Below are 25,476 nucleotides of genomic sequence, written 5' to 3'. Positions count from 1 at the left end.
ATTGGAAAGAGAGATTTTAAGCATAAAGCAAAAAAGGCTGACAGCAGCCGCACATCTACATAAGTTTTTGGCTTTCGCTCAGCAATTAAATGCTGCAGTAGCTATTTATAGACTTCCTAATGAATCAAAGATTCAGATTTTGTGTGATTTATCGGGAGCCAAAAATATTAATGATCTAAATCTAGAGGACCTTTCTTCCGGTTTCTTGATGCATCCATTTCAAATCAATATAGATAAAATTGTTCATTTCAATGCCGATATTTTAGCACAAATTGATTTAGAGATTTCTACAACCAGTACTGATAAACTTGTCTCTGTTGAATGGAGAAAATCACCCACAGAAGAAATTGAAGAAAAAATCGATAAAGCCAGCCGATTTGATTTCACCTTGTTAAGCAGAGACCAATTCACTCTGTCAACTTCATCATCTGATTATATCAAAATGGTGGAGCAAAGTATAGAGCACATAAAGAGGGAAAAATTTTATAAAGTGGTGCCTTCAAAAGTTAAAAGCATTGATCATAAGAACGATATTAATATAGGTCAGGCTTTTGTAGAGGCTTGTCGTAAGTATCCTAATGCATTTGTAAACTTGACATTTTCAGCCAAAACAGGTCTCTGGTTTGGAGCTAGCCCAGAAACTTTAATTGAAGAACAAAAGGGGGAATATTTTAAAACCATGGCTTTGGCAGGGACGCAGTCGAAATCGGTAAAAAGCATAGCAGACACGACTTGGACACAGAAAGAAATTGAAGAACAAGCATTTGTCTCTCGCTATATTATCAATTGCTTCAAGAAAATTAGATTAAGAGAATTTGATGAAATTGGGCCAAAAACCATTCAAGCGGGAAATCTTCTCCATTTAAAAACCACTTTCAAAGTTAATACCTCCACTACCAACTTTCCAGAATTGGGATCTGTAATGTTAAAATTACTGCATCCGACATCAGCAGTTTGTGGAATGCCAAAAGAGGCTGCGTTAGACTTCTTGACTAAGCAAGAAAAGCACAATAGAAGTTATTTTAGTGGGTTTTTAGGTCCTGTACATTCAGAGGGTTTAAGTCATTTATTTGTCAACTTGCGGTGTTGCCAAATTAGTAATCATTCTGTCACTTTTTATGCTGGGGCAGGGATAACTGAAGATTCAAAGCCAGAAAAAGAATGGGAGGAAACAGAAATGAAATGTCAAGTTTTATCCGATATTATTTTCGGAAATTAAAGTTTAATCCTTAATTTTAGTTTATTAGTCGGTTAATCATTACAATTTATCGAAGCAAAGGATGTCAGCTTGGCCAGAAAATGTAAATTCTCAAAAATTAATTAGTCAAACCTTTTCGACATTATTAAGCTGTCAACAGAAGTTATCCTACAATATTGCTAGAGAGTTAAAGGCTTTTGACATCACTCGACAACAATTCGAGGTATTGAAAATATTAAAAGGGCAATCGGATAAAGCGATGAACCTTAATGAAGTAAAAATTCAATTAAAAGAAAATGTCCCAGATATCTCTAGAATAGTACAAAGACTGGTAGATAAGGGTTTAATTAATAGAGCTAGGCAATCATTTGATAAAAGAAATTCAGCGATATCCATAAATATTAAAGGCACCACCTTGATACAAAATATTGAACCAGTAATTAATGATAAAATGGCAACATTTTTTGCGCCTTTAGATCTAGAAGAGATCCATGAATTGTTTCGGATTGTTGCTAAAGTAAACAAAAACAAAGACTGATTGGCGGTGTTAAATAGAAATGAGTTCACTTCTTCAATTTACTAATAAGGGAATCTATTGTGCAAAGGGAGAATTCTATATTGATCCCTGGCGCCCAGTCAAAAAGGCTTTAATCACCCACGGACATGCAGATCACTCTCGACCGGGACATCGTTATTATTTAGCGCATCCACAGTCTAAGCATATCATGCAACAAAGATTAGGGCATGATATTCAAATTGAAACAATTGACTACAATAACAATATTTCTATTAATGGTGTCAAAGTTAGTTTTCACCCAGCGGGACATATCCCAGGTTCCGCTCAGATCAGACTAGAGTTTAACGGTAAAGTTGCAGTTGTTTCGGGTGATTACAAATTGGAAGATGATGGATTATCAACTCCTTTTGAGTCGGTAAAATGTCACGAATTTGTAACGGAAACTACTTTTGGCTTACCTATTTACCAATGGAAACCCCAAAATGAGACTTTCGGAGAAATAAATACTTGGTGGAGGAAGAATAAGGAGGAAGGGAAGACCTCTGTAATTTTTGCATATGCTTTGGGCAAGGCTCAAAGAATTATGAAAAATGTAGACACTAAGATTGGCGAAATTTATACTCATGGCGCTGTAGAAAATGCTACCGAAGCTCTTAGAGCAACAGGATTAGATTTACCTGAAACTATAAAAATCACAAATGATATTCCCAAGAAAAACTATGCAGGAAATTTAGTGATTGCAACTCCTGCTTCAATTGGAACCCCCTGGATGAAAAAATTAGCGCCTTACAGTACAGGAATTGCTTCAGGTTGGATGATGTTGAGAGGGACTAGAAGAAGAAAAGCTGCAGATAGAGGTTTTGTACTTTCAGACCATGCGGACTGGAATGGATTGTTGGAAGCTGTAAAGTTATCAGAAGCTCAAACGGTATATTCTACGCATGGATACTCCAATGTATTCACTAAATATCTGAAAGAGGAAAAAGGGCTAAATGCGATTAGGTTAAATAGTCAAATTGAGGGGGAGAGCTTGGATAGTGAGTTGTGAAGTTCGCAATAATTTACTTTAAGCATAATTAATTTTGCCCTATGTTCGTTTTAAAGTCACTAAACTATTAATCTATATATAAATGAAAAACCATCTATTCCTTGCCATTTCTATTTTCTATATAATTTCAATCTCGTCTTATTCTCAAAATCAATCTAACAACAATTTCAAAGAAGAAGCAAAAACCATAGAGGAACTCGCAATCAAATCCCTAAAAATTAGGCAGCAAGTAAATCCTGAATCAGAGGATCAAGAGTTGATCAAAGAAATGAAATATCTTGATTCAACCCTTTTACAAAAAGTGACCATTTTTCTGAATGAATATGGCTGGAAAAGCAAAAAAGAAATAGGAGAACTGGCTAATATGGGCTTGTTCTTAGCTATTCAGCATTCCTCAACAGAAGAAATGGAAAGCTTTAAAGAAATACTAGAGCAAGCCTACTACACTAATAAAATTGAAAAAAGTAAATACGCACTTTATATTGATAGACTTAGAGTCAGAAATAAGATGCCACAAATCTATGGGACGCAATATTACTATGATGAAGAATCTTCTTCTTTCCGATTTAATAAAATTGAAGATTTTGAAAATGTAAATAAAAGACGAAGGAAAGTGGGGTTGAAAAGAATTGAAAAGTATGCTAAGCAGAATAAAATAGCTTTAGATTAATAAAACAACAACTATGATTCTTAAAAAGACACTTTTGCAAATCTCAATTTTAGTTACATTTCTAACTTTAAGCAATTTAAACTTTGCTAAAGCACAATTCGAAATAAAGGATAGTAGCAATTTTAAGTTGGTTTACAAATCTTTAATAGATGATGGTTATATTGATAGTATAACATTCGATTTTGCAGGGGATTTTATGGTCAATCAATTTTTTGGCCCTCGTCTAAATAAAGTTTTAGGTGAACCTGTCATTCAAATCCTAGATATAAGAGACCAATCTCGATACGAATATAGGCCAGAATCACGGAAAATATATGACACAACTCCTCCATTGCAATTCAATTCTGAACCAAATTCAATTATTAACCGAAAAGACAGTTCTATTAATGGAGAAAGCTATCAATATTTTTTAACCACAAAAAACAATGACTTTGGAAGTTTAGCTTTAACTTCTGATGTTTTTTTCTTCAAGGATTTGGAGTTACATAATCAATATAAAATTATTAGTGAAATATTTGGTGGGAAAAGCTCATTATTCCCATTATACCATTCAGGAATTATTTTTCGTTATTTATCTAAAGAAGGTTCAAAAACTCTAAGTAGTTTAGAATTAGAATCGATCACTAAAGCGGATTACTCTGAAGAAGAGATAAAGGAAATTTTGAGTTTAATTGACAAATAATTTACTAAAAAAAGGAAGCCAATTGCTCGACTTCCTTTTTCCATATCTAAAAATACTAAACTTATCTTAATATAGTCTGCGTTCTATCGGGCCCAACAGAAACCAAATTGATTGGAACACCGATTTTATCTTCTATATAAGTAATGTAATTTGTCAGTGCCTGAGGCATATCGTCAAAGGAATTGATTTTGTCCAAACTGCAATTCCAGCCGTCTAATTCTTCGTAAATAGGTTTTACTTCTGAATCTACAATATCATAAGGAAATTCCTCAGTCTTGGTACCATCTTCCAACTCATATTGAGTACAGACTTTTATTTTTTCGAAACCTGAAAGAACATCGGCTTTCATCATAAATAATTCCGTTACTCCGTTGATCATGACCACATATTTCAAGGCTGGGATATCCAACCATCCACACCTCCTCGGGCGACCTGTGGTAGCACCAAATTCATTTCCTACTTTCTGTAATTCTTTTCCATCTTCGTCAAAAAGCTCAGTAGGGAAGGGGCCTCCGCCTACTCTAGTACAATAAGCTTTGAAGATTCCATATACTTTTTGAATGCTATTAGGAGCCACGCCTAAACCTGTACATACACCCGCAGTCATGGTATTGGAACTGGTCACGAAAGGATAACTCCCGAAATCTACATCTAACAATGATCCTTGAGCACCTTCAGCCAAAACTGACTTCCCTTCTTTCAATTCTTTATTGATGAGGTATTCTGTAGAACTGACATTAAATGTTTTTAAATATTCGAGTGCCTCAAAGAAAGTTTTCTCGGCTTCTTCTAATTCAGCATAATCATATTGATAGAAATCAAGTGTCATTTTATGAATGTCGACTAATTTCTTATACTTCTCAGGGAAGCTTGGATAGAAAATGTCTCCAACTCGTAACCCTAATCTAGCAACTTTATCTTGGTAAGTTGGTCCTATCCCTTTCAAAGTTGAGCCGATTTTTTTGTTGCCTTTAGACTTTTCGTAAGCGGCATCTAAAAGTCTATGAGTAGGTAAAATCAACTGTGCCTTATTGGAAATCCACAAACTCTCCTTGAAATTGATATTAAATGGGTCTAATTTCTCAATCTCTTTTTTGAAAATAACAGGATCTAATACCACCCCATTCCCAATTACGTTTTTTATAGTACTTCGAAAAATACCGCTGGGAATTTGGTGAAGAACATGCTTATTGCCATCGAATTCTAAAGTATGCCCCGCATTGGGTCCACCCTGAAATCTAGCCACTGTATGGTATTTGGGCGCTAAAACATCCACTACTTTTCCTTTTCCTTCATCCCCCCATTGAAGACCCAACAAAACATCCATTTTCATTTTTTATGATTTTAAATTTGACAGCTATAGACAATTAAAGCTGCATTTGATGAAATACTAATTATTTTTAGAAATGTGATTTTTCATTTTAAGCTTTCTAAAGCTTCTTCTTTGGTATCGTAAATTGAGAAGATATTATTGAGTTTAGTGATCACTAATAACTTTTTTACCTGCTCAGAAGGATTTATTAATACCACCTCGCCATCTTTATTTCTAAGCTTAGTTAAGATTGTGATCAATACTCCAATTCCGCTGCTGTTCATATAGCGGACTCCCGAAATATCAATGATACACTTATTGATACCTTTATTGATGTGATCATTCAACATTTCTACTAATCCGGGCCCATTATTTTCGCCTATCAAGTCACCAGAAATTTCTAAATTCAAAATATTATTTATGACTTCTTTTTTGTAGTCCATTTTATATATGATTAAAAAATTACTCTTTTTCTTCTGTTTTTAATTTTGCTTGACAATCTCCACATATTCCGTAAAGATTTAAAGAATGATGCATGATTTTGAAATTCAATAAGTCGCCAATCATGGTTTTAATATTTTGGATTCTCGGATCGCAAAACTCTACTACTTTGTGACATTCAGCACAGATTACGTGATCGTGCTGTTTGTATCCATATGATTTTTCGTACTGAGCTAAATTTCTACCAAATTGATGCTTGCTTACTAAATCACATTCTACCAATAAATCCAACGTATTGTAAACAGTTGCACGGCTGACCCTATAGTTTTTATTTTTCATACTGATATAGAGAGATTCTACATCAAAATGTCCGGTTCGGGTATAAATTTCTTCAAGGATAGCATAACGCTCAGGCGTTTTTCTTAATCCTTTATTTTCTAAATAAGCCGTGAAAATTTGTTTTACTTCTTTATAAACCTTTTCGTTCAATGCCATAATATAATCAACTCCCTTCTGATTTGGCAAATATAGGAAATCTACAATTAATCATAGCGGTTCACCTTGACAATCCCTCGAACGGCTTTCAATTTTCCGATAAGTTGGTCTAAATGCTTAGTGTTCTGAACAAAAAGGTGAATTTTCCCTTCAAAAATTCCGTCCTTGGTATCAACGGAAATTGATTGCATGTTGACTTCCAGTTCACTGGATATAATTTGTGTCACGTCACTAATAAGACCCACTCTGTCTGTTCCAATAATCTGCAAGCCAGCCAAAAAGGCAATCTCTTGTTGCGATGTCCATCTTGCCTTTACTACTCTATTGCCATGATTAGATAATAATTCCGGTGCATTAGGACATGAAGTCCTGTGAATTTTAATCCCTTCATTTACCGTCACAAATCCAAAAACCTCATCTCCGGGAATGGGGTTGCAACATTTAGCAATTACATAATCCACCACGTCCATGTCTTCACCAATCAGCAGCATATCCTCTCCTTTAGCTTTTTTCAATTCTTGCTCAAATGATTTTGCATCTGTGGAGGAGCGTATTCTCTTATTGTTATTTTTATTTGGAGCATCTAATACTTCATCCTGAAACTTTTTGATGTTTTTCGGATCGTGCTTTCCTGTAGCTATGCCATAATACAATTCTAAAGGAGTTTTTTCATCAAAATATGCTCTAATCTTATTGATTACTTCATCAGATGGTGCGATTTTCATCTGTTTCAATTTTCTATACACTATTTCTTTGCCTTCAATGGCTGCAAATTTTTTATCCTCTTTTAAAACATCCTTTATTTTAGATTTCGCCTTGGAACTGACTACAAATCGCAACCAATCTTCACTTGGTTTTTGTTTATTTGAAGTCAGGATTTCCACTTGATCTCCGTTTTTCAACTCATAATTCAACGGTACCAATTTATTGTTGACTTTTGCACCCAAGCATTTCGCACCAATTTCTGTATGGATATCAAAGGCAAAGTCTAATGCTGTGGCGCCATTTGGCAAAGTTTTTAATTCACCCTTTGGTGTAAAAACGAAGACTTCGTCTGAAAAAAGGTTAGACCGAAAATCATCCAAGAATTCAATAGCATTAGTATCATTGGATTCCAACATTTCCTTTACTCTAGCAATCCATTGTTCTAATCGGGTTTCTTCAGGTTTTGTATAATGATCTTTATATTTCCAGTGCGCTGCGTATCCTTTTTCGGCAATTTCATCCATTCTCGCAGTTCTAATTTGAACTTCTACCCAACTTCCGTTGTCACTCATAACAGTAGTATGTAACGACTCATAACCATTAGCTTTGGGAGTTGAAATCCAGTCTCTTAACCTATCAGGATTGGGTTTGTAAAAATCTGTGACAATTGAATAAACCTCCCAACATGCCGCTTTTTCATGCTCATCTGGCGCATCAATGATTATTCTAATGGCAAATAAATCGTAAACTTGCTCAAATGGAATATTTTGTTTTTTCATTTTACTCCAAATAGAGTAAATTGATTTTGGCCTTCCCTTTATATAATAATTCCATTTCAATTTATTTAATTCACCCTCAATAGGGGAAATGAAATTATTGATAAACCTCTTTCTAGCAGCTTTTGTATTATTGATTTTATTGGCAATGTCTCTATAGATCTCCGACTCTGTATATTTTAGATGCAGGTCTTCCAATTCTGACTTGATGGCGTATAAGCCTAGGCGATGAGCCAAAGGGGCGTAAAGAAAAATGGTTTCAGAAGCTATCTTTAATTGCTTATTCCTGGGCATGCTCTCCAGCGTTCGCATATTATGCAATCGATCCGCTAATTTTATGAGAATAACCCTAACATCTTTCGAGAGCGTTAGCAACATTTTTCGAAAATTCTCAGCTTGTTGGGAAGTGCCATATTCAAATACCCCGGAAATTTTAGTCAATCCATCTATGATAGGAGATACTTTGGTTCCAAACTCTCGCTCAATATCTTCTAGCTCCCAGTCTGTATCTTCCACTACATCATGCAGCAAGGCAGAGATAATGGAGGTGGTGCCTAGTCCAATTTCTTCTACACAAATTGTAGCCACAGCAATAGGATGAAGAATATAGGGCTCACCTGATTTCCTTCTCATCTCCTTATGGGCTTCCATAGAGGTTGTGAATGCCTTTTTGATCAATTTCGCATCTCCGTCCTTGAGAAATGGCTTTGACTTCCTTAAAAGTTTCCTGTACTCTCTAAGGATAATCTTACGTTCTTCTTCTAAATCTATATTCTGCATAAATGCTTTAAAAACTAAAGTTCAAAATAACCAATAAAAAAACATTTCCCCGACTTGCAACGAAAATATTTTTGCGTACCTTTGCACTTCAAATTAATGAATGCGGATGTGGCGAAATTGGTAGACGCACTAGACTTAGGATCTAGCGCCTCACGGCATGGGGGTTCGAGTCCCTTCATCCGCACATAACTCAAACCCTTAGTTCCAGTAGTATTACTTGGGAATGAAGGGTTTTTTTGTATATCGATAACACTATAAAAATTAATTGTTTTGGACATTACACTCAACAAAAAGGACAACACCAATGCTTCTATTAAAATTATACTAAATGAAGCTGATTATCAACCTAATGTTGAACAAAAAATCAAAGAGTACAGGAAAAAAGCCAATATCAAAGGTTTTCGTCCTGGAAAAGTGCCTACATCCTATGTAAAGAAGCTATACGGGAAGAGCATTTTGGTTGAAGAGATCAACAGCATGTTATCAAAATCTTTGACAGACTACATCAAAGAAAACGATTTGAAAATCTTAGGTGAACCTCTACCCAATCAAGAGGATGCTGCTAAAATAGATTGGGATAATCAAAAAGATTTTGAGTTTGAATATACTTTGGGCTTGGTTGAGGAGTTTGATATTCCTTTAAATGATAAATTTAAAGTTGAAAAGCACACCATCGAGGTGACTGATAAAGTGATGAAAGAAACCATGGATAATTTAACCAAGCAACATGGTGATACTGAATCAGTTGATGAAAGCAAAGCCGAGGATAGCCTTGAAGGGAAATTAAGTACCGCAGACGGAGAAGTTCAGGAAAAAGTTGTTTTGCCTATTGAGGATGCAGAAAAGAAAGCTCAGAAACAATTCGTAGGGGTTAAGAAAGGTGATGAAATCAAATTTGATATCGAAAAGACTTTTAAATCTGCAGAAGCAAAATCAAGATTGTTGGGTCAAAATGAAACTGACGCTCAGGCCGCTTCTGGCGAATATATCCTAACTGTTTCTGATATCAAAAGAACTAAACCTGCTGAGGTAAATCAAGAATTGTTCGATAAGGTATTTGGCAAAGATGCTGTGAAAACCAGAGAAGAATTTGATAAAAAGATAAAAGAAACCATTGCCGAGAACTACGATCGGGAAACTGAAAACCTTTTAAATAGAGATTTGGTAGATAATTTGGTGGAGAAGACAAAGTTCGATTTACCAGATGATTTCTTGAAAAACTGGTTATTGTTAAGTAACGAAGGTAAGATTACCCAAGAGCAAATTGACAAGGAATATGATTTATATACTAAAGATTTGCGTTGGAATTTGATCAAAAACAAAATTGCTGATGCTAATCAAGATGATATTAAAGTAGAGCATGCTGATGTCATGGATTACACTAAGAAAATGATTGCTGAGCAATTTGGAGCTTATGGAATGGCTGACCAGTTAGGTGAGAATATGGACAGTTTTGCTCAAAATTACCTTCAAGGCGAAAATGGTGAAAACTACCGTAAAGTCTACGAAGAGATGCTTAACAAGCGAGTTTTGGACTTTATTAAGGAGAAGATATCCATAAAAGATAAGAAAGTTGACCTCGATGGCTTTAAAAAGGCTGTAGACGCAAACTAATAGCAAATTTTACCGTTAATTGAAAAGTCCTTTTAAAGAAGGACTTTTTTTTTAAATTTGTACTTATAACAAAATACGTAAATGATTAATAAAGAGGAATTTAGGAAATTTGCCGTTAAAGGCGAAGGTTTATCAGGTAGTATGGTCGATTCATATGTACAGCAGGTAGAAAATATGACCAGAGCTGTCATTGAGGAACGTCCCACCAATTTTAGGGAAATAGATGTATTTTCCCGCTTAATCATGGACAGAATAATTTTCTTGGGCATGCAAGTGGATGATAATATCGCAAACGTAATTACCGCTCAACTATTGTTTTTGCAATCTGTAGATGCTAAGAAAGACATTAGTCTTTATATTAATAGTCCGGGTGGTTCGGTTTATGCTGGTTTAGGTATATATGATACGATGCACTATATATCTCCTGATGTAGGAACAATTTGTACAGGATTGGCAGCAAGTATGGGAGCGGTATTATTAGCCGGTGGAGCTGAGAAAAAAAGGTCTGCATTACCACATGCCAGAATTATGATACACCAACCGATGAGTGGAATGCAAGGTCAAGCTTCAGATATGGAGATCTCCTTGAAACAAACTCTTTCTGTTAAGGAGGATTTATATAATATCTTGTCTAAACACAGTGGTAAATCATACAAACAAGTAGAAAAAGATTCTGATAGGGACTTCTGGATGCGTGCAGAGGAAGCCAAGGATTATGGATTGATTGATGAAGTATTAGTGAGAAAGTAATGGCAGAAGACAAAACACAAGTAAGCTGTTCTTTTTGTGGGAGAAACAAAAAAGATGTTGATTTGATGATATCGGGCATACACGCGCACATTTGTGATAAGTGTATTGCGCAGGCTCAACAAATTCTACAAGAAGAAGTTAAAACAAAATCATCTTCAAAAGACCCAAAATTCAATTTAATTCGTCCAATTGAAATGAAAAAACATTTGGATCAATATGTGGTCGGCCAAGATGAGGCTAAAAAAGTGATATCAGTTGCGGTTTATAATCATTATAAACGATTGATGCAAAAAGCTACCAAGGATGACGTAACGATTGAAAAGTCTAATATCATTATGGTAGGGGAGACGGGTACAGGTAAGACCTATTTAGCAAAAACTTTGGCTAAAATTTTACAAGTTCCCTTTTGTATTGCTGATGCTACAGTTTTAACTGAAGCAGGTTACGTGGGTGAAGATGTCGAAAGTATTTTGACCAGATTATTACAATCTGCAGATTATAATGTTGAAGCGGCCCAAAGAGGAATCGTTTATATTGATGAGATAGATAAAATTGCCCGTAAATCGGATAATCCTTCTATCACCAGAGATGTAAGCGGTGAAGGTGTTCAACAGGCCATGTTGAAATTATTGGAAGGGACTTCAGTGAATGTGCCACCTCAAGGTGGAAGAAAGCACCCTGATCAGAAAATGATCAATGTCGATACTGAAAACATCCTTTTCATTTGTGGTGGTGCTTTTGATGGAATAAGCAGAGGAATAGCCTCGAGGTTGAATACTACTCCCTTAGGCTTTGCTAAATCGGAAACCAGAGAAGAAGAAATCGATAAGGAAAATCTCCTTCAATATATTACTGCACAGGATTTGAAAAATTTCGGATTGATACCTGAGTTGATAGGCCGATTGCCAGTATTGACTCATTTAGATCCTTTAAGTAAAGATATATTGAAATCGATCTTAACGGAGCCTAAAAACGCTTTAGTGAAGCAATACTCTAAATTGTTTGATATGGAAGGGATTAAGTTAAAATTTGAGGATTCAGCATTGGATTACATTGTGGATAAAGCAGTGGAGTTCAAATTAGGAGCGCGAGGATTACGTTCAATTTGCGAAGTAATAATGACCGATGCGATGTTCGAATTTGATGGAGAATCATCTGGAACCGAACTCCTGATTGATAAAAAATATGCAGCTTCAAAATTTGATAAGTCGAAATATAAAAATCTTAGAGTAGCGTAGTAGACTTTAGAACCAAGAGTCTAGGATCTAGATAAAAATAGGGCTTTTTTCGCATGAAAACGGCCCTTTCATTTTTTGAAATGTTTAAGAAATTTTGGGTAAGTTGATGGATTATTAGTTACTGTCTAGGTTCTTGGTTCCAGAATCTAGGTTCTCTTACTTACGCTTTCACCTTATCTTTCGGTAATCGCTTTTTATCCAACCCTCTTTCAATATATTCCACGATTCTTAATGCAATATCTTTTCCAGTAGCCTTTTCAATTCCTTCCAAACCCGGAGAAGAATTTACTTCCAATATTAAAGGCCCTCTGGAAGACTGCAACATATCAACACCCGCAATGGCTAGCCCCATAGCTTTGGCGGCTTTTAATGCGGCTGCTTTTTCAGCCCTGCTCAATTTTATAACATTAGCAGATCCACCTCTGTGTAAATTAGAACGAAATTCACCTTCCTTTCCTTGACGTTTCATGGCTCCAACAACTTCTCCATCTACTACAAAAACACGGATATCTGCACCTCCAGCTTCTTTTATAAATTCTTGCATGATGATCCGCGCTTTCAATCCTTCAAAAGCCTCTATTACAGAAACAGCTGCTTTTCTGGTTTCTGCTAAAACAACACCTAATCCTTGGGTTCCTTCCAATAGTTTTAAAACGACAGGAGCTTTTCCAAGATGCTCTAATATGTAATCACCAGCATTTTCGGATCGATTTGTAAATGCAGTGCGAGGCATGGCTAATCCCGAACGAGATAGAATTTGCAAACTTCTTAACTTATCTCTTGAACGAGTTATGGCTAATGAATCCACTGCGCTAAATGTCTTCATCATTTCAAATTGACGGACAACTGCAGTTCCGTAAAATGTGACTGACGCCCCAATTCTAGGGATAATAGCATCAATTTTTTCTAATTTTTCACCATGATAGTATATAGATGGCCCTGCTTCATCCATGATTATGTCGCAATGCATATGGTCAAGACGAAGTGGTTCATGTCCTTTTTGCTCAATTGCTTCAATTAGTCTTCTTGTAGAGTATAAGTTTGGATTTCTTGATAGAACTGCAATTTTCATTTTTACTTCATTTTTTGTACAGCCAAAGTAAACTAAAAAAGATGGCTAACCTAAATCACCACCTCATGTTTTTTGATTTTATCGTAAATATCTTGAGATATTTGTACCCAATAGAGATTGGGTTGCTGCTGTTTGAATTTCTCTAACTGTATAAATTCCGCTTTTACTAAATAGTAGTTTTCTTCTTGTTCCAATATATCTAGGCCTGATAATTCATTCTCAAAACCACCAATAAAGTAAATCTCCTTTGCAGCATTAAACGAATATTCAAATTCCTTTTTTACCGAAGACTTGGCTATTGCTAAGTCATATTTCAAATCCTTTAAATTAGATAAGACAGCTAATGCTGTAGGAAAGCTTCCTGCTCCTTTACCTTTTACAAACTGCTCTCCAGTAAATTCAGCATCCACTAATATTCCATTGTATTCATTTTCAATGTTATAGAAGTCTTGCTTTTCACTGACCAATTGCGGTTCTACTTTAGCTTTTATTTCACCATTGATCTTTTGAGCCTGTCCAATTAATTTGATTTTTAACTTATTCTTTTGAGCAAATTGCACAAGTATTTCATCCAAATAATTAATTCCCTCCAAAGAGATTGCATTGGGATGTACAAAAATTCCAAATGCATGATAAATCATAATGGCCAATTTAAAACGGGTGTCCTCACCACTTACATCCGAATAAGGATCTAATTCCGCGAAGCCCAAATCTTGGGCATCCTGCAATGCTGAGTCGTAATCCTGATTTTCAGCTGTCATTTTTGAGAGAATAAAATTGCAAGTCCCATTAGCGATGGCTTTTACAGATTTTATTGAATCTGACTTGTAATGTTGGTCAAGCAATCTTAAAATTGGCACGCTACCGCATACTGCACCTTCGTAAAAGAATTTGACTCCATACTTTTCGCTTAGTTGCAACAATTCTTGATGATGAAGTGCTACCATTTTTTTATTAGCACTCACTACTGATTTTCCTTTTTCGAATGCCTTTTTAACGATATCAAATGCCTCTTCAGGCTCGTTAATTAATTCGATGATGACATCTACATCGTTATTTTCTAAGATTTCCTCCGGTTTTGAAGTAAGAATTTCATCAGGTAAATTTATTTCTCTTGCTTTATCAATGTTCTTCACGGCAATTTTCTCTATCGAAATGCCATATTTTTCATTTTGCTTTAGCATAGTATAAACTCCAGAGCCTACTACTCCTAATCCGAATAATCCCGCTTTAAGTTTCTTCATATAAAGTATTGCTTAATTGTTTGTTTATGAATTTAGAAATCAGGTTTCCTTCTATTAGAAATGCATCATGTCCTTTGGACGATTTAATTACCTCCAATTTTGCATTGGGAATATGCTCGCTGATAAATATTTGCTCATCAAGTGGAAATAGATTATCACTGTCAATCCCTATGCATAAAGTTTTGACTTTGACGGATTTCAGTACTTCAGCTAATTTACCTCCTCTTCCGTTTGCCACATTATGAGAATCCATCATTTTGGATAGAATATTATAGCTTTTAATGCTAAATCTCCCATTGAATTTCTTTCCTTGATATTTTAAATAGGAAGACACTCTCCAATCACCGTTTTCAGCTTTTCCATTTTGGTTACGTTCAAAGTCCGAATAGCTCCTATAACTTAGCATAGCTATACTTCTCGCCAATGAAAGAGATTTTTGTTGGTCTTCAACATCGCTCTTTTCCCCTAATTCAATAGCTTGTCTTTGTAATTCATTAAAGGCTATTCCCCAAGCAGAATGTTTGGCATTTGAAGCTACTAAAATCTGGTTTACAATTACTTCGGGTTCCATGATTGACCATTCCAACGCTTGCTGACCACCTAATGATCCTCCAATTAAGAAATGAATTTTAGGGATATTCAATGCTATCCTTAATTCTATAAAAGCTCTGACTGCATCTCTGTTGGTAATTATGGGAAACTCATCACCGTAAATTTCTGCAGTATGAGGATTAAGCGATTCTGGCCCCGTGCTTCCGTAACACGAGCCCAATAAGTTAGCACATATTACTACATGCTGATTGAGATCTATAAACCCACCATTTTCAACAAAAATGGAAGCCCACCAGTCTTTGACGGTGGCGCTTCCAGTAAAAGCATGACAAACCCAAACCACTTCTTTATTTTCTGAAATTTCACCTAGAATCTCATAATAAAGAGAAGCCCCGAGCAAGCTTTGACCGCTTTCTAATTGAAAAGAATTAGGTAAATTATGCTGTGGCATAGTTTTCTTCATGTATTTTTTGAAAAGACTGAGTAAAATCTGCAATGATATCGTCAATATGCTCAATACCAACAGATACTCTTAATAAGTTAGGAGAAATACCTGCTGACAGTTGCTCTTGATCAGATAATTGTTGATGAGTAGTAGCTGATGGCTGAATAATCAATGTTTTAGCATCTCCCACATTTGCCAAATGGCTAACTAATTTAAGATTATCCACAAAGGCTTTTGTTTCTTCTTTATCTCCTTTTACGGTAAATGATAAAACTCCACCATAGCCATTATGAAGATATTTTTTAGCCAGTTGATAATATTTACTGCTCTCTAATCCTGGGTAATTCACTTTGTCCACTAAAGGGTGTTTCTCTAACCAATAAGCTAATTTTAAAGCGTTATCGACTGTTCTTTGTACCCTTAGTGAAAGCGTTTCTAATCCTTGAAGCAACAAGAAGCTGTTGAATGGACTTAAAGCTGGGCCAAAATCCCTTAAACCTTCTACTCTTGCTCTGATGGCATAAGCAATATTGGGTAGACCCAGCGGGTTTCCTTCTCCAAAAGTTTCCCAGAAATTTAGTCCGTGATAGCCTTCCGAAGGCTCCGAAAACTGCGGGAATTTACCATTGCCCCAATTATAGTTACCTGCATCCACTAATACACCGCCTACTGAAGTCCCATGACCGCCAATCCACTTGGTTGCAGATTCTACAACCACATTAGCACCATGTTCAATAGGTCTGAACAAATAACCCCCTGCGCCAAATGTATTATCTACAATTAATGGTAAGTCATACTTTTTCGCTAATGCGGAAATAGTCTCGAAATCAGGGATATTGAAAGTCGGGTTACCAATGGTTTCCAAATAAATGGCTTTAGTGTTTTCATCAATCAATGCTTCATAAGATTCTACTTCCTCATCAGGAGAAAATCGTGTTTCTATACCTAATCTCTTGAAGGATACTTTGAATTGATTATAAGTACCTCCATATAAATATTTAGTAGTGACAAAATTATCACCTGCTTCTAAGATATTGTTTAGCGCAATAAATTGTGCCGCCTGTCCTGATGCAACTGAAACGGCTGCAACACCACCTTCTAAAGCCGCAATTCTCTTTTCAAAGACATCATTTGTTGGGTTCATGATTCTGGAGTAGATATTACCAAATTCTTTCAAACCGAATAAGTTGGCGCCATGCTCTGAGTTATTAAAAGCATAACTTGTGGTTTGATAAATAGGCACGGCTCTTGAATTAGTTGTTGGGTCAATTTCTTGACCTGCATGTAATTGTAATGTTTCAAATTTTTGTGCAGTTAACATAATTTTAAAATTTAAGATGTATGAATTTTTAGAATAATATTTGATAAATAATAAATCCCACCAGCATGATGAACGGGACAATGAAAATTTTAATTAATTGGTTTTGAATGGATTATATATGTTCCCAGAAAGTAATTAGATCGAAAAGGACAGCCCTTTCCAGTTCAGATTATTGGGATGAATCCAAAAGAGTTGAATTGTTGATTAACAACTACAGCACATGCACATTCGCATGGGAGCTAAAAAAATATCGTTGTGATTAATTGAAATACTGAACTTGATTCGAGAATTGAATCCAGTTGATTGTTGAACTGCGAATTGTACGCTTTGACTTGAGTTGTGTAATGCTTTCATATTTATATTTCCCTTATCGGGCAGGATTTGGCACCTTGAATCAGGTTGCCAGAGGATCATAGAGCCTGTCTCTTACCTCTTCGTTATAAATTGATTTAATAATTCAAATGTAGGAAAAGCTTTTTGAAATAAACAAACATCATTCCAAATAAAAATTACTTATTTTAAAAATAATTTTTTTACAGAATAAACTATTGATTTTATCTGAATTTTAAGAAGATTATATTGTGTTATCACTTGGGGTTTTCTTATGCTTTAACAATCCGTTTACTATAAGCCACTGAGCAATAATGTAGGTACTCATTACTGCAACTCCAGCATAGGGTATGGTGTGAGAAAAACGATTGATGGCAAGAACAGAGTCGGAAATAGTGAATAATGCTGCGCCCAATACCACTAATTGGAAGCTATCATCGGTAGTTTGATTTTTACGAAACCATGCTACGACTATCATTAATGCTAAAATTATTGCATAAAGAGTAATTGGGACTTGGATTACACTATCTATGTATGGTAAAATCAAATATGCCATTAAAGCTAAATAAGCTACTACAATTACTGGGAAAAAAGACCAACTAAAGTTTAGCTTGTCTTGAAAAGTTGCTCTTCTGTAGGCTATGATATAGGCGATATGAGCTACTAAAAATGCTGAGATGCCAGCAAAAAAGAACATAAAGTGTTTAAAAGCGAATAGCAGCATTATGTCACCGATCCAACTAAAAGCTAATGCTAAAGTGACAAAACTTACCCATTTTTCATCTTTTCTACTATCTGATTTATCCCAAAAATAAATCAAAAGAGCTATCATCAATAGTGGTTTACAAATTTGGTGTAAGATGTTAACCTCAAAAGACAAAGAGATTATTTCAAGTACTGCAACTATCCAATAGAAATATGCTTTAAAGTTCATCTAACAATGTTTATCGAAAAGTACTTATTAAAAAGCTATTATAAAAGAGATTTATGTGAAGAAATTACGCTAAACAACGGAAATGTGAAATGCAAAAGTCTTATTTCTTTATGAACTTTTTTAAGCTTTTGTCGGTATCAACGGTTAACATCACATAATAATGGCCACTAGGGATGTTTTTGAGGTTAATCTTGTAAAGACCAGGATTAATCTTTTCGTGAGTGATGCTCATTTTATTGCCAATGATGCTCATTACTTCAATACTTATTTCTGAACTAATGGAACCCTCATTAATTTTTAAGTAAATGAAATCCTCTGCTGGGTTAGGGTAGACCTCAGCTTCCTTCAATATCTTTATGATTTCGATATCAACTGCTTTTTCTTTTAATGAATCTTTTTCAGCATTTGCAAAGGATATGCTAAAGCTGATAAAGAAGATAAGCAATATGTTCTTAGAGAATTTCATTTTAGTTTTTTACGGCCATTGCCGCTTATAGTTTTACTGTTGATTTAATTTTCAATTAATTTAAATGCATTTTTCAAATTCAATACCATAGTTGAAGGAGTCATATAATTCTCTCCGTATTCCTGAAGGCTAATGTCACCAGCTAGTCCGTGCAAAAATACTGCCAACTTTGCTATTTCGTATGGTTTTTTAATGCGTGGTGCAAGTCCCGCTAAAATCCCACATAATAAATCGCCACTTCCGCCTTTTGCCATTCCAGGATTTCCTGTACTATTGAAACTGATATTTCCATTGCTGTTGCAAACTGCAGAATATTTGCCTTTTAATATTACTACAACTTTATGATGCATACAGAATGACTTTAGTTGCATCAAAGCTTCAAAATTATTGGAATAATCTCCAACTAGCCTCTTGAACTCCCCGTGATGGGGAGTCAGAATGGTGCCCTTAGGTAGCATTTCGAGCATTTCTCTGTTTTCAGCAAGAATTGTAATAGCATCAGCATCTAAAATTAATTGGCCATTATATGATTTTAGGATTTCCTTAAGTAGAGTAGCTGTTTTATTTGCGAAACCAACTGCAGGACCAAAAACCAGAGAATCATACTTTTCATAATTCATGAAACTGCCGAGTACATATTCATTTTCATCTTCTAAAATCAATGCCTCCGGGATTTGAATTTGTACGATTTGAATACAATGTGGACATGCTTGTACGGTCAATAATCCGATTCCAGAGTGTAAGGCGCCTTGAGCAGCTAAGATAACTGCCCCCATTTTGGCATGGCCACCACCAATAATGCACGCTCTGCCTCTATCGCCTTTATGAGCTGTAGACCCTACTTTTATTGATGCTTTATTTTTATCTGTTGGTTTATAAATTGAGTAATCGCTTATGCAATTCTCAATGAAATCACGGGATAAGCCGATGTCTAGTATTTCAAATTGACCAATATACTTCTGGTTCTCCGCCATCATAAAGGCTAATTTAGGTACCTGGAAACTTAAGGTATAGTCAGCTTTGAGAATTGTATCTCCCGGGCTTGGTTCATCTGCAAAAATACCGGAAGGAATGTCCACCGCTATTTTTATACCTTCTAATTCGTTTACTTTATGGATGTATTCTGCAATTTTACCCTCAATTGGGCGAGATAATCCAGAGCCAAAAATGGCATCTATGAAAATAATATCTTTGACATTTTCATCAGAACTGAGTGCTGAAGAAATATCAACCTCATCTATTGATGTTAATCTCGAAAGATTTATTTCAAAATCTTCTGAGCCTTTATCACCCATTGCCAAAACTACTTTTACAATATAATTTTGTCCAGACAATATTCTGGCAATGGCCAAACCATCACCGCCATTATTACCTGAGCCTGCAAGAACGACCACTTTATTTTGATTTGAGAAATTATCAGTAATCCAGTCCACTACTTTCTTACTGGCTCTTTCCATTAAATCAATACTTGCAATGGGTTCATTTTCAATTGAATATAAATCTGCTTCTCTAATTTGTTTAACATTCAAAATCTTCATAATGCTTAAGATAGGAAAATTGTGAATATTTTATTTATCCCTACTTTGTTTAATTAATAATTTCAAACAAACCTGACAGGTTTTATCTCCCTAATTAACTTAACAAAGCAGGATTATTTTCAATATCTTTAGTTGAAATTAGCTCTACATTTTTTACTACAGTATTTTACGTTTGGCCAATTTTTCTCCCATTTTTTTCTCCAACTAAATGGCTTCCCGCAAGTAGGACAGATTTTTGAAGGAAGGTTGCTCTTTTTGGTCATTTTAGCCATAGTCAATTTTTGATTTCTATTATTTCTAAATCAATGTTTTTATAGATTGTTTAGAATACCATTTGACAACTAATTCAGAAACAAGCTTGAAATTACTTTGTGAATGAAGCCTTTTCTTCTATTTTTGCAAAAACTTTAAACAGAGCATAATGAGCGTTTTAGTCAATAAAGATTCTAAAGTAATTGTACAAGGTTTCACAGGTTCAGAGGGAACATTCCATGCTGAGCAAATGATAGAATATGGCACCAATGTAGTTGGTGGTGTTACCCCAGGCAAAGGAGGTCAAAAACATTTGGGTAAACCAGTTTTTAATACGGTTGAAGATGCCGTGAAAGAAGCAGGTGCTAATGTATCCATTATTTTTGTTCCACCTGCATTTGCTGCAGACGCTATTATGGAAGCTGCTGATGCGGGTATTAAAGTGATTATAACCATCACCGAAGGAATTCCTGTTAAAGACATGCTTAAAGCAAAAACTTATATTCAAGATAAAGATTTAACCTTGATCGGTCCAAATTGTCCGGGAGTGATCACTCCAGGTGAAGCGAAAGTTGGTATTATGCCTGGCTTTGTTTTCAAAAAAGGTAAAATTGGGATTGTTTCTAAGTCAGGTACTTTAACTTATGAAGCAGCTGACCAAATTGTGAAAGCAGGTTTGGGGATTTCTACTGCTATCGGAATCGGTGGTGACCCAATCATCGGTACTCCTACAAAAGAGGCTGTACAAATGTTGATGGAAGATGATGATACTGATGCGATTGTAATGATCGGTGAAATTGGTGGAAACTATGAAGCAGAAGCAGCTCGTTGGATAAAAGAGAATGGGAATAAAAAGCCAGTTGTTGGTTTCATCGCAGGGAAAACTGCTCCAGCAGGAAGAAGAATGGGACATGCCGGTGCCATTATCGGAGGAAAAGATGATACAGCGGAAGCTAAAATGAAAATCATGGATGAATGTGGAATCTTTGTTGTTCAGTCACCAGCTGACATAGGAGAAACCATGAAAAAAGCATTATCTTAAAGATATAGGAATCTGAATTTAGGATTCAACTTTATTATAAAGACTGTTTTGACAGCTTAAAAAAATCATGATTAAATAATGGTTTCTAGGCTTTTAAAACAGTCTTTTTTTAATTATAAAAACCACATAACTGATGACCAATAACGATATCTTGAAGAGAGTTCGCTATATTTTTGATTATAGTGATGAAGAAATGATTACTATTTTCGATAGTGCAGATTATAAAGTATCGAGGTCATTGGTAACTGATTGGCTGAAAAGTGAAGATCACGAGGACTATAAAGATATTCATGATGATCAATTGGCTTCATTCTTAAATGGATTGATCAACACCAAAAGAGGTAAAAGGGAAGGCGTGCAACCAAAGCCCGAGAAAATACTTGAAAATAACGATATCCTAAAGAAACTTAAAATTGCACTTAATTTAAAGACAGAAGATATAATAGTAGCCTTTAAATTAGCTGGAAAACCAGTTAGTTCTCATGAGGTTACAGCTTTTTTAAGGAACCCAAAACAGAACCAGTATAGACCCTTCTTAGATCAGTATTTAAGAAATTTTCTTAATGGCCTTCAATTAAAACATAGGGAGGGGAAGTAAGTCCAACTTGTGACTAGTCTAAAATGCTAATAATTGGCTTATGGTGTATTGGAAAATTGCAGGAATTTGCAATAAAGCAATACTCATTGGCTTGTTGATGAAGGGATTTGGCTAATTCAAATTTATCTTTTTCTAGAATTATCACTTGAGGCCTTAAGGTGGCTTCTTCAAAAAAGCCTTTTCCTCCCTCAGATATATTCATTTTAGCAGAAGCTTTATCGCAGTAGTTGACCACAGTTATATTAGCGTCAGCACATAAATGGAGATACCAAAGCATGTGGCATGAGGACAGGGATACTAGAAATAAGTCTTCAGGATTATGCATGCTAGCGTCTCCTCTAAAAGCAGAGTCTGCACTTCCTTTTAAAGTTGGTTTATTACTTATTATGATGTCATATGATCTGTCATAGGAAGAATAAGACTTTGTCCCTTTTCCATAATTACCTGTCCATTTTATGAAAGAGTGATAGCGGTGTGATTTCATAACTACATTTGCGCTTAAAGAACTGTGAAATTAGTAAAATCTAATTTAGTATTAATTCATTTCTAGACTTTCAGTATTTTAGTATATTGAAAAAACTTTTTAATATTTGAGAAATGAAAAATTCTGAAATATGGCAAAAAGAGCTTGAATTTTTGAAAGCCATTATTGATAAAACTGAATTGGTAAAAACAACTAAATGGGGAAGTGATGTTTATACTGTAAATAATGGAAATGTACTCTTAATAAGAGCATTTAAAAATTACGTTAGTCTGTGGTTTTTTAATGGTGTATTTCTAAAGGATCCTTACCAAGTTTTGGAAAATGCACAAGAAGGTAAAACTAAAGCCATGCGTCACTGGAGGTTTTCCTCTGCCGATGAAATGAATGAAAGTCGGATTTCAGTGTATATTGAGGAGGCAATTGAAAACGAAAAGAATGATTTACGTTGGAAACCAGAGAAATCAGAAGAGTTAGAAATACCAGATATTTTGGTCCAAGCTTTTACTAAAGACCATAAATTTAAAAATGCTTTTGATTCGCTTACTCCATTTAAACAAAAAGAATATGTGGAGCATCTTTCTACAGCAAAGCGGGAGGCTACTCAAATCGTTAGATTAGAAAAAATCAAGCCTATGGTACTGGAAGGGAAAGGACTGAATGATAAATATAGAAAGTGATCACATGCAAATTTAGGATTAATGTCTTTTAATGATTTTGTTCTTCAGTTTCTTGATTTATAGTTTTGACCACCTTTTTTAAATTCCCAGAAATAGTAACCAACCACTTCAGCTGATCTGTTATTAATCTAGTTGCTTGTAAATTTTTTCTAAATTCGGGATCGATAGGTTTAAAATTCTCGCTTTCAAGTTCCGCAGTACGGATAGCAACAAGGTTTTCAAATTTCTGTTCCAAATGTTGGTAGGCTGCTTCCAGTACTTCTTGACTCGTATTTTTAGTTTGAATTTTACGCAGTAAGTTTTGCAGGACTTGTCTTAAATTAGTCTCCACAGTTTTTATGATAACCTCAACGTCTTTCGAAACCTCATCATTTTTATGATTTACAATGAAAGTTCCTAAAGCAGCCATCGCAGTCAAAAAGGTGTGATTTAGACCCACTAATTCATTTATTTTACCTAAATTTTCTTGTTGTGATTTCGGCTCTTGACTCATTCGTTGAAAGGCCGCATTTAGATTACCCATCTCTAAAAAGGCTTCCTTCCGGGCTAATTTATAACTGGTTAGCCCATCTGACTTGTGATAATATCGATCGATTTCAGAAAGATATTTACGGTTTGCTCGTATCGTTTGAATGATCGTATTATTAATACTGGCGGATTCCCATGCGGGCCAAAGCAATGCACCAGCCAAGAAAGCGATGGCTGCTCCAATGATAGTGTCGATAATTCGAAATTGAATGACTTCAAATGCATCAGGATTGATTAGAGCATAAATAAAGACAATACTGGTGGTTACGAAAATTGAGGAAGTTCTATAATTTTTCTGGATAAAACTTAGTGCCAATGTCAGCGATAGGATAGATAGGACAGTATAAATATATATATTCTGTGTTAACAAAACAATAACTGTTGCTATTCCAGCACCAATAAATGTACCGTACAATCGATGCTTAGAGCGTTCTTTGGTCAAAGTATATCCTGGCCGCATGATAACTACTATAGTCAATAAAATCCAATAGGTATTTTGCAATGAAAAATAGGTACCAATCCCATACCCTAAAAGCATGGCTACCGTCAAACGAGCAGCATGCTTGAAGATGGGTGATTTAAAACTGAAATTTTCTTTTAAGATGTTCAAGTCATAATCTTGTTGGCTAATAAACTGCCGACCCTCCTTATTTTTCAAGCCAACTTGACTTTGATTTTCCAAATCATAAAAAACTCTTTCAACAGACTGAATTTTTTGGAGTTGATTTTCTTCATAATCTAACAGATTGTGGAGTAGCAAGGCGCCTTCTCTTGCGTTGGGTAGTTTTACTTCCTCTACATAGGCCTGAATCTTTTCTCTGCACTTTTCGATCGTAGGCTCCAAGTCATTTCTGTGTGGTAGCTCTTCCCCTTTTTGCATAGCCTCTGCCATTTGGTCTATTCTGTTGGACAATTCAAATATCAATTCAATGAAAGGTTCAACGAATTGCAGTTGATTTCTAAAAAGCTTATTGATTTGTTCATAATTGGCAGGATTTGCCATGGATAGCTCTAGAATATCGATCAGTTCGATGAAGATCAGTAGTTGCTTTCTTTTGTAGTTAGAAAATCCAGAGCTTTGCCTTTCGGTTAGTAAGAGTTCCCTTAAAACTTCATGCGTTTCATTAAGGTTGACTTGTAAATCAAAGAGTTTGTTTTTGAGTTCTTTACCATATTGACTAGTGAGTGCTAATTTCCCTCTTATTCGAATATATTCCGCTGTGAGTTGAAAGCATTCTGTTAATTTGTTATTGATCTGACGTTTCTGCAGAAAGCGGTGGGAAACGGTAGATAACATTAAATACCAAAGTCCACCTACGCCAATAAACATAGCATTGATGAAAACAGCAGAACCGATTTGCTCATGAGCAAAACTAAGGACTATGGCTAATAATCCAGCAAAGGAAATCAAAGATGCTCTAAAACCATAGACTGAAATATACGAGATCCCAAAAATCATCAGAGCCATTACTGGTAACAACAATAATATATTAGACGCAACTGAAGTCGTTACAATGGTCGCAAGCATAGCAATAGAAGTCGCAATCAAAATCCCAACGCTTTTATGCTTGCGGCTGCCAGGTACGTCACTTCCGGATGTTAAAAAGACGCCAATAGATATACTGAGGAAGTAGGGGAGTTGGTTAATCTGAATGCCCACAAAAACGGGCACAACAATGCCGAAAGTGACCAAAACAGATTTAAGAAAATCAGAGCTTCCTATAAAATTTTGAATCTTTTGGAGAAGGTTTTTTGTCATAGATATTT

At 35.3% G+C, this 25,476-nt stretch carries 25 protein-coding genes, 1 tRNA gene and 1 riboswitch; of the genes, 12 read left to right on the top strand and 14 right to left on the bottom strand.

Going from position 1 to position 25,476, the window contains the following annotated elements; genetic code table 11:
• The first annotated feature begins 1 nt into the window (after nt 1).
• The 5 genes from Q3Y49_RS17960 (at nt 2) to Q3Y49_RS17940 (ending at nt 4,115) form a co-directional block, all read left to right on the top strand.
• On the top strand, nt 2-1,219 hold the full coding sequence (locus tag Q3Y49_RS17960) for a chorismate-binding protein (protein ID WP_303270016.1): 1,218 nt from the start codon (nt 2-4) through the stop codon (nt 1,217-1,219).
• Nucleotides 1,220-1,280: 61 nt separating this feature from the next.
• Entirely contained in the window at nt 1,281-1,736 is a 456-nt protein-coding gene (locus tag Q3Y49_RS17955; RefSeq protein ID WP_303270015.1) for a MarR family winged helix-turn-helix transcriptional regulator, read from the top strand.
• Between the two features lie 19 nt (nt 1,737-1,755).
• The gene (locus tag Q3Y49_RS17950; protein ID WP_303270014.1) at nt 1,756-2,763 is read left to right on the top strand and encodes a ligase-associated DNA damage response exonuclease; all 1,008 of its coding nucleotides are present in this window, start codon (nt 1,756-1,758) and stop codon (nt 2,761-2,763) included.
• 82 nt (nt 2,764-2,845) lie between these two features.
• Complete coding sequence (locus tag Q3Y49_RS17945; RefSeq protein ID WP_303270013.1) at nt 2,846-3,433, top strand: DUF6624 domain-containing protein; 588 nt, start codon at nt 2,846-2,848, stop codon at nt 3,431-3,433.
• 13 nt (nt 3,434-3,446) lie between these two features.
• Nucleotides 3,447-4,115, top strand: coding sequence for a hypothetical protein (locus Q3Y49_RS17940; RefSeq protein ID WP_303270012.1), 669 nt, complete (start codon nt 3,447-3,449; stop codon nt 4,113-4,115).
• Nucleotides 4,116-4,176: 61 nt separating this feature from the next.
• Here Q3Y49_RS17940 and Q3Y49_RS17935 read toward each other — a convergent pair whose 3' ends face one another.
• The 4 genes from Q3Y49_RS17935 to Q3Y49_RS17920 all read right to left on the bottom strand — a co-directional run bounded on the left by Q3Y49_RS17935 (nt 4,177) and on the right by Q3Y49_RS17920 (nt 8,624).
• Complete coding sequence (locus Q3Y49_RS17935; RefSeq protein ID WP_303270011.1) at nt 4,177-5,448, bottom strand: adenylosuccinate synthase; 1,272 nt, start codon at nt 5,446-5,448, stop codon at nt 4,177-4,179.
• 83 nt (nt 5,449-5,531) lie between these two features.
• Nucleotides 5,532-5,870 (bottom strand): STAS domain-containing protein, encoded by a 339-nt coding sequence (locus Q3Y49_RS17930; RefSeq protein ID WP_303270010.1) that lies wholly within the window; start codon nt 5,868-5,870, stop codon nt 5,532-5,534.
• Between the two features lie 19 nt (nt 5,871-5,889).
• Nucleotides 5,890-6,363, bottom strand: a complete 474-nt coding sequence (locus tag Q3Y49_RS17925) for a Fur family transcriptional regulator (protein WP_303272125.1) — start codon at nt 6,361-6,363, stop codon at nt 5,890-5,892.
• Between the two features lie 47 nt (nt 6,364-6,410).
• Nucleotides 6,411-8,624 carry a RelA/SpoT family protein gene (locus Q3Y49_RS17920; protein WP_303270009.1) on the bottom strand — a complete coding sequence of 738 codons (2,214 nt, stop codon included), beginning with the start codon at nt 8,622-8,624 and terminating at the stop codon, nt 6,411-6,413.
• Between the two features lie 102 nt (nt 8,625-8,726).
• On the opposite strand from Q3Y49_RS17920, the gene Q3Y49_RS17915 reads away from it, so the two are divergent.
• From Q3Y49_RS17915 to clpX, 4 genes are all read left to right on the top strand, one after another.
• Nucleotides 8,727-8,808, top strand: a tRNA-Leu gene (locus Q3Y49_RS17915).
• An 86-nt stretch (nt 8,809-8,894) separates the two neighbouring features.
• Nucleotides 8,895-10,238, top strand: a complete 1,344-nt coding sequence (gene tig / locus Q3Y49_RS17910; protein WP_303270008.1) for a trigger factor — start codon at nt 8,895-8,897, stop codon at nt 10,236-10,238.
• An 81-nt stretch (nt 10,239-10,319) separates the two neighbouring features.
• Nucleotides 10,320-10,988 (top strand): ClpP family protease, encoded by a 669-nt coding sequence (locus tag Q3Y49_RS17905; protein ID WP_303270007.1) that lies wholly within the window; start codon nt 10,320-10,322, stop codon nt 10,986-10,988.
• Entirely contained in the window at nt 10,988-12,226 is a 1,239-nt protein-coding gene (gene clpX / locus Q3Y49_RS17900; protein WP_303270006.1) for an ATP-dependent Clp protease ATP-binding subunit ClpX, read from the top strand. The genes Q3Y49_RS17905 and clpX overlap by 1 nt, the downstream gene beginning before the upstream one ends.
• Nucleotides 12,227-12,386: 160 nt before the next feature.
• Here clpX and rimK read toward each other — a convergent pair whose 3' ends face one another.
• The 8 genes from rimK to Q3Y49_RS17860 all read right to left on the bottom strand — a co-directional run bounded on the left by rimK (nt 12,387) and on the right by Q3Y49_RS17860 (nt 20,391).
• Complete coding sequence (gene rimK / locus Q3Y49_RS17895; RefSeq protein WP_303270005.1) at nt 12,387-13,298, bottom strand: 30S ribosomal protein S6--L-glutamate ligase; 912 nt, start codon at nt 13,296-13,298, stop codon at nt 12,387-12,389.
• A gap of 50 nt (nt 13,299-13,348) precedes the next feature.
• On the bottom strand, nt 13,349-14,542 hold the full coding sequence (locus Q3Y49_RS17890; protein WP_303270004.1) for a homoserine dehydrogenase: 1,194 nt from the start codon (nt 14,540-14,542) through the stop codon (nt 13,349-13,351).
• Nucleotides 14,529-15,557 (bottom strand): homoserine O-acetyltransferase family protein, encoded by a 1,029-nt coding sequence (locus Q3Y49_RS17885; RefSeq protein ID WP_303270003.1) that lies wholly within the window; start codon nt 15,555-15,557, stop codon nt 14,529-14,531. The genes Q3Y49_RS17890 and Q3Y49_RS17885 overlap by 14 nt, the downstream gene beginning before the upstream one ends.
• A complete protein-coding gene (locus Q3Y49_RS17880) occupies nt 15,532-16,860 on the bottom strand; it encodes an O-acetylhomoserine aminocarboxypropyltransferase/cysteine synthase family protein (RefSeq protein ID WP_303270002.1) in 1,329 nt (442 codons plus the stop codon). The genes Q3Y49_RS17885 and Q3Y49_RS17880 overlap by 26 nt, the downstream gene beginning before the upstream one ends.
• Nucleotides 16,861-17,213: 353 nt before the next feature.
• Nucleotides 17,214-17,306: riboswitch (SAM riboswitch) on the bottom strand.
• 128 nt (nt 17,307-17,434) lie between these two features.
• Nucleotides 17,435-18,124 carry a lysoplasmalogenase gene (locus Q3Y49_RS17875; RefSeq protein WP_303270001.1) on the bottom strand — a complete coding sequence of 230 codons (690 nt, stop codon included), beginning with the start codon at nt 18,122-18,124 and terminating at the stop codon, nt 17,435-17,437.
• Between the two features lie 100 nt (nt 18,125-18,224).
• Nucleotides 18,225-18,590, bottom strand: coding sequence for a T9SS type A sorting domain-containing protein (locus tag Q3Y49_RS17870; RefSeq protein ID WP_303270000.1), 366 nt, complete (start codon nt 18,588-18,590; stop codon nt 18,225-18,227).
• A 44-nt stretch (nt 18,591-18,634) separates the two neighbouring features.
• Nucleotides 18,635-20,128 (bottom strand): NAD(P)H-hydrate dehydratase, encoded by a 1,494-nt coding sequence (locus tag Q3Y49_RS17865; protein ID WP_303269999.1) that lies wholly within the window; start codon nt 20,126-20,128, stop codon nt 18,635-18,637.
• A gap of 128 nt (nt 20,129-20,256) precedes the next feature.
• On the bottom strand, nt 20,257-20,391 hold the full coding sequence (locus Q3Y49_RS17860) for a DUF2256 domain-containing protein (RefSeq protein WP_303272123.1): 135 nt from the start codon (nt 20,389-20,391) through the stop codon (nt 20,257-20,259).
• A 158-nt stretch (nt 20,392-20,549) separates the two neighbouring features.
• On the opposite strand from Q3Y49_RS17860, the gene sucD reads away from it, so the two are divergent.
• Both sucD and Q3Y49_RS17850 read left to right on the top strand, forming a co-directional pair.
• Entirely contained in the window at nt 20,550-21,422 is an 873-nt protein-coding gene (sucD, locus tag Q3Y49_RS17855) for a succinate--CoA ligase subunit alpha (protein ID WP_303269998.1), read from the top strand.
• Between the two features lie 133 nt (nt 21,423-21,555).
• Entirely contained in the window at nt 21,556-22,020 is a 465-nt protein-coding gene (locus Q3Y49_RS17850) for a YehS family protein (protein ID WP_303269997.1), read from the top strand.
• A 13-nt stretch (nt 22,021-22,033) separates the two neighbouring features.
• Here Q3Y49_RS17850 and Q3Y49_RS17845 read toward each other — a convergent pair whose 3' ends face one another.
• Entirely contained in the window at nt 22,034-22,504 is a 471-nt protein-coding gene (locus Q3Y49_RS17845; RefSeq protein WP_303269996.1) for an OsmC family protein, read from the bottom strand.
• Nucleotides 22,505-22,617: 113 nt separating this feature from the next.
• On the opposite strand from Q3Y49_RS17845, the gene Q3Y49_RS17840 reads away from it, so the two are divergent.
• Nucleotides 22,618-23,181, top strand: coding sequence for a YdeI/OmpD-associated family protein (locus Q3Y49_RS17840; protein ID WP_303269995.1), 564 nt, complete (start codon nt 22,618-22,620; stop codon nt 23,179-23,181).
• A 28-nt stretch (nt 23,182-23,209) separates the two neighbouring features.
• Here the strand turns inward: Q3Y49_RS17840 and Q3Y49_RS17835 are convergent, their stop codons facing one another.
• Nucleotides 23,210-25,468 (bottom strand): FUSC family protein, encoded by a 2,259-nt coding sequence (locus Q3Y49_RS17835; protein WP_303269994.1) that lies wholly within the window; start codon nt 25,466-25,468, stop codon nt 23,210-23,212.
• Nucleotides 25,469-25,476: the final 8 nt, after the last annotated feature.

Origin of the sequence: Marivirga harenae (assembly GCF_030534335.1) — a bacterium.
GTDB classification, from domain to species: domain Bacteria; phylum Bacteroidota; class Bacteroidia; order Cytophagales; family Cyclobacteriaceae; genus Marivirga; species Marivirga harenae.
Note: the sequence above shows the minus strand (reverse complement) of the source record. Positions and strands in the feature narration are given on the sequence as shown.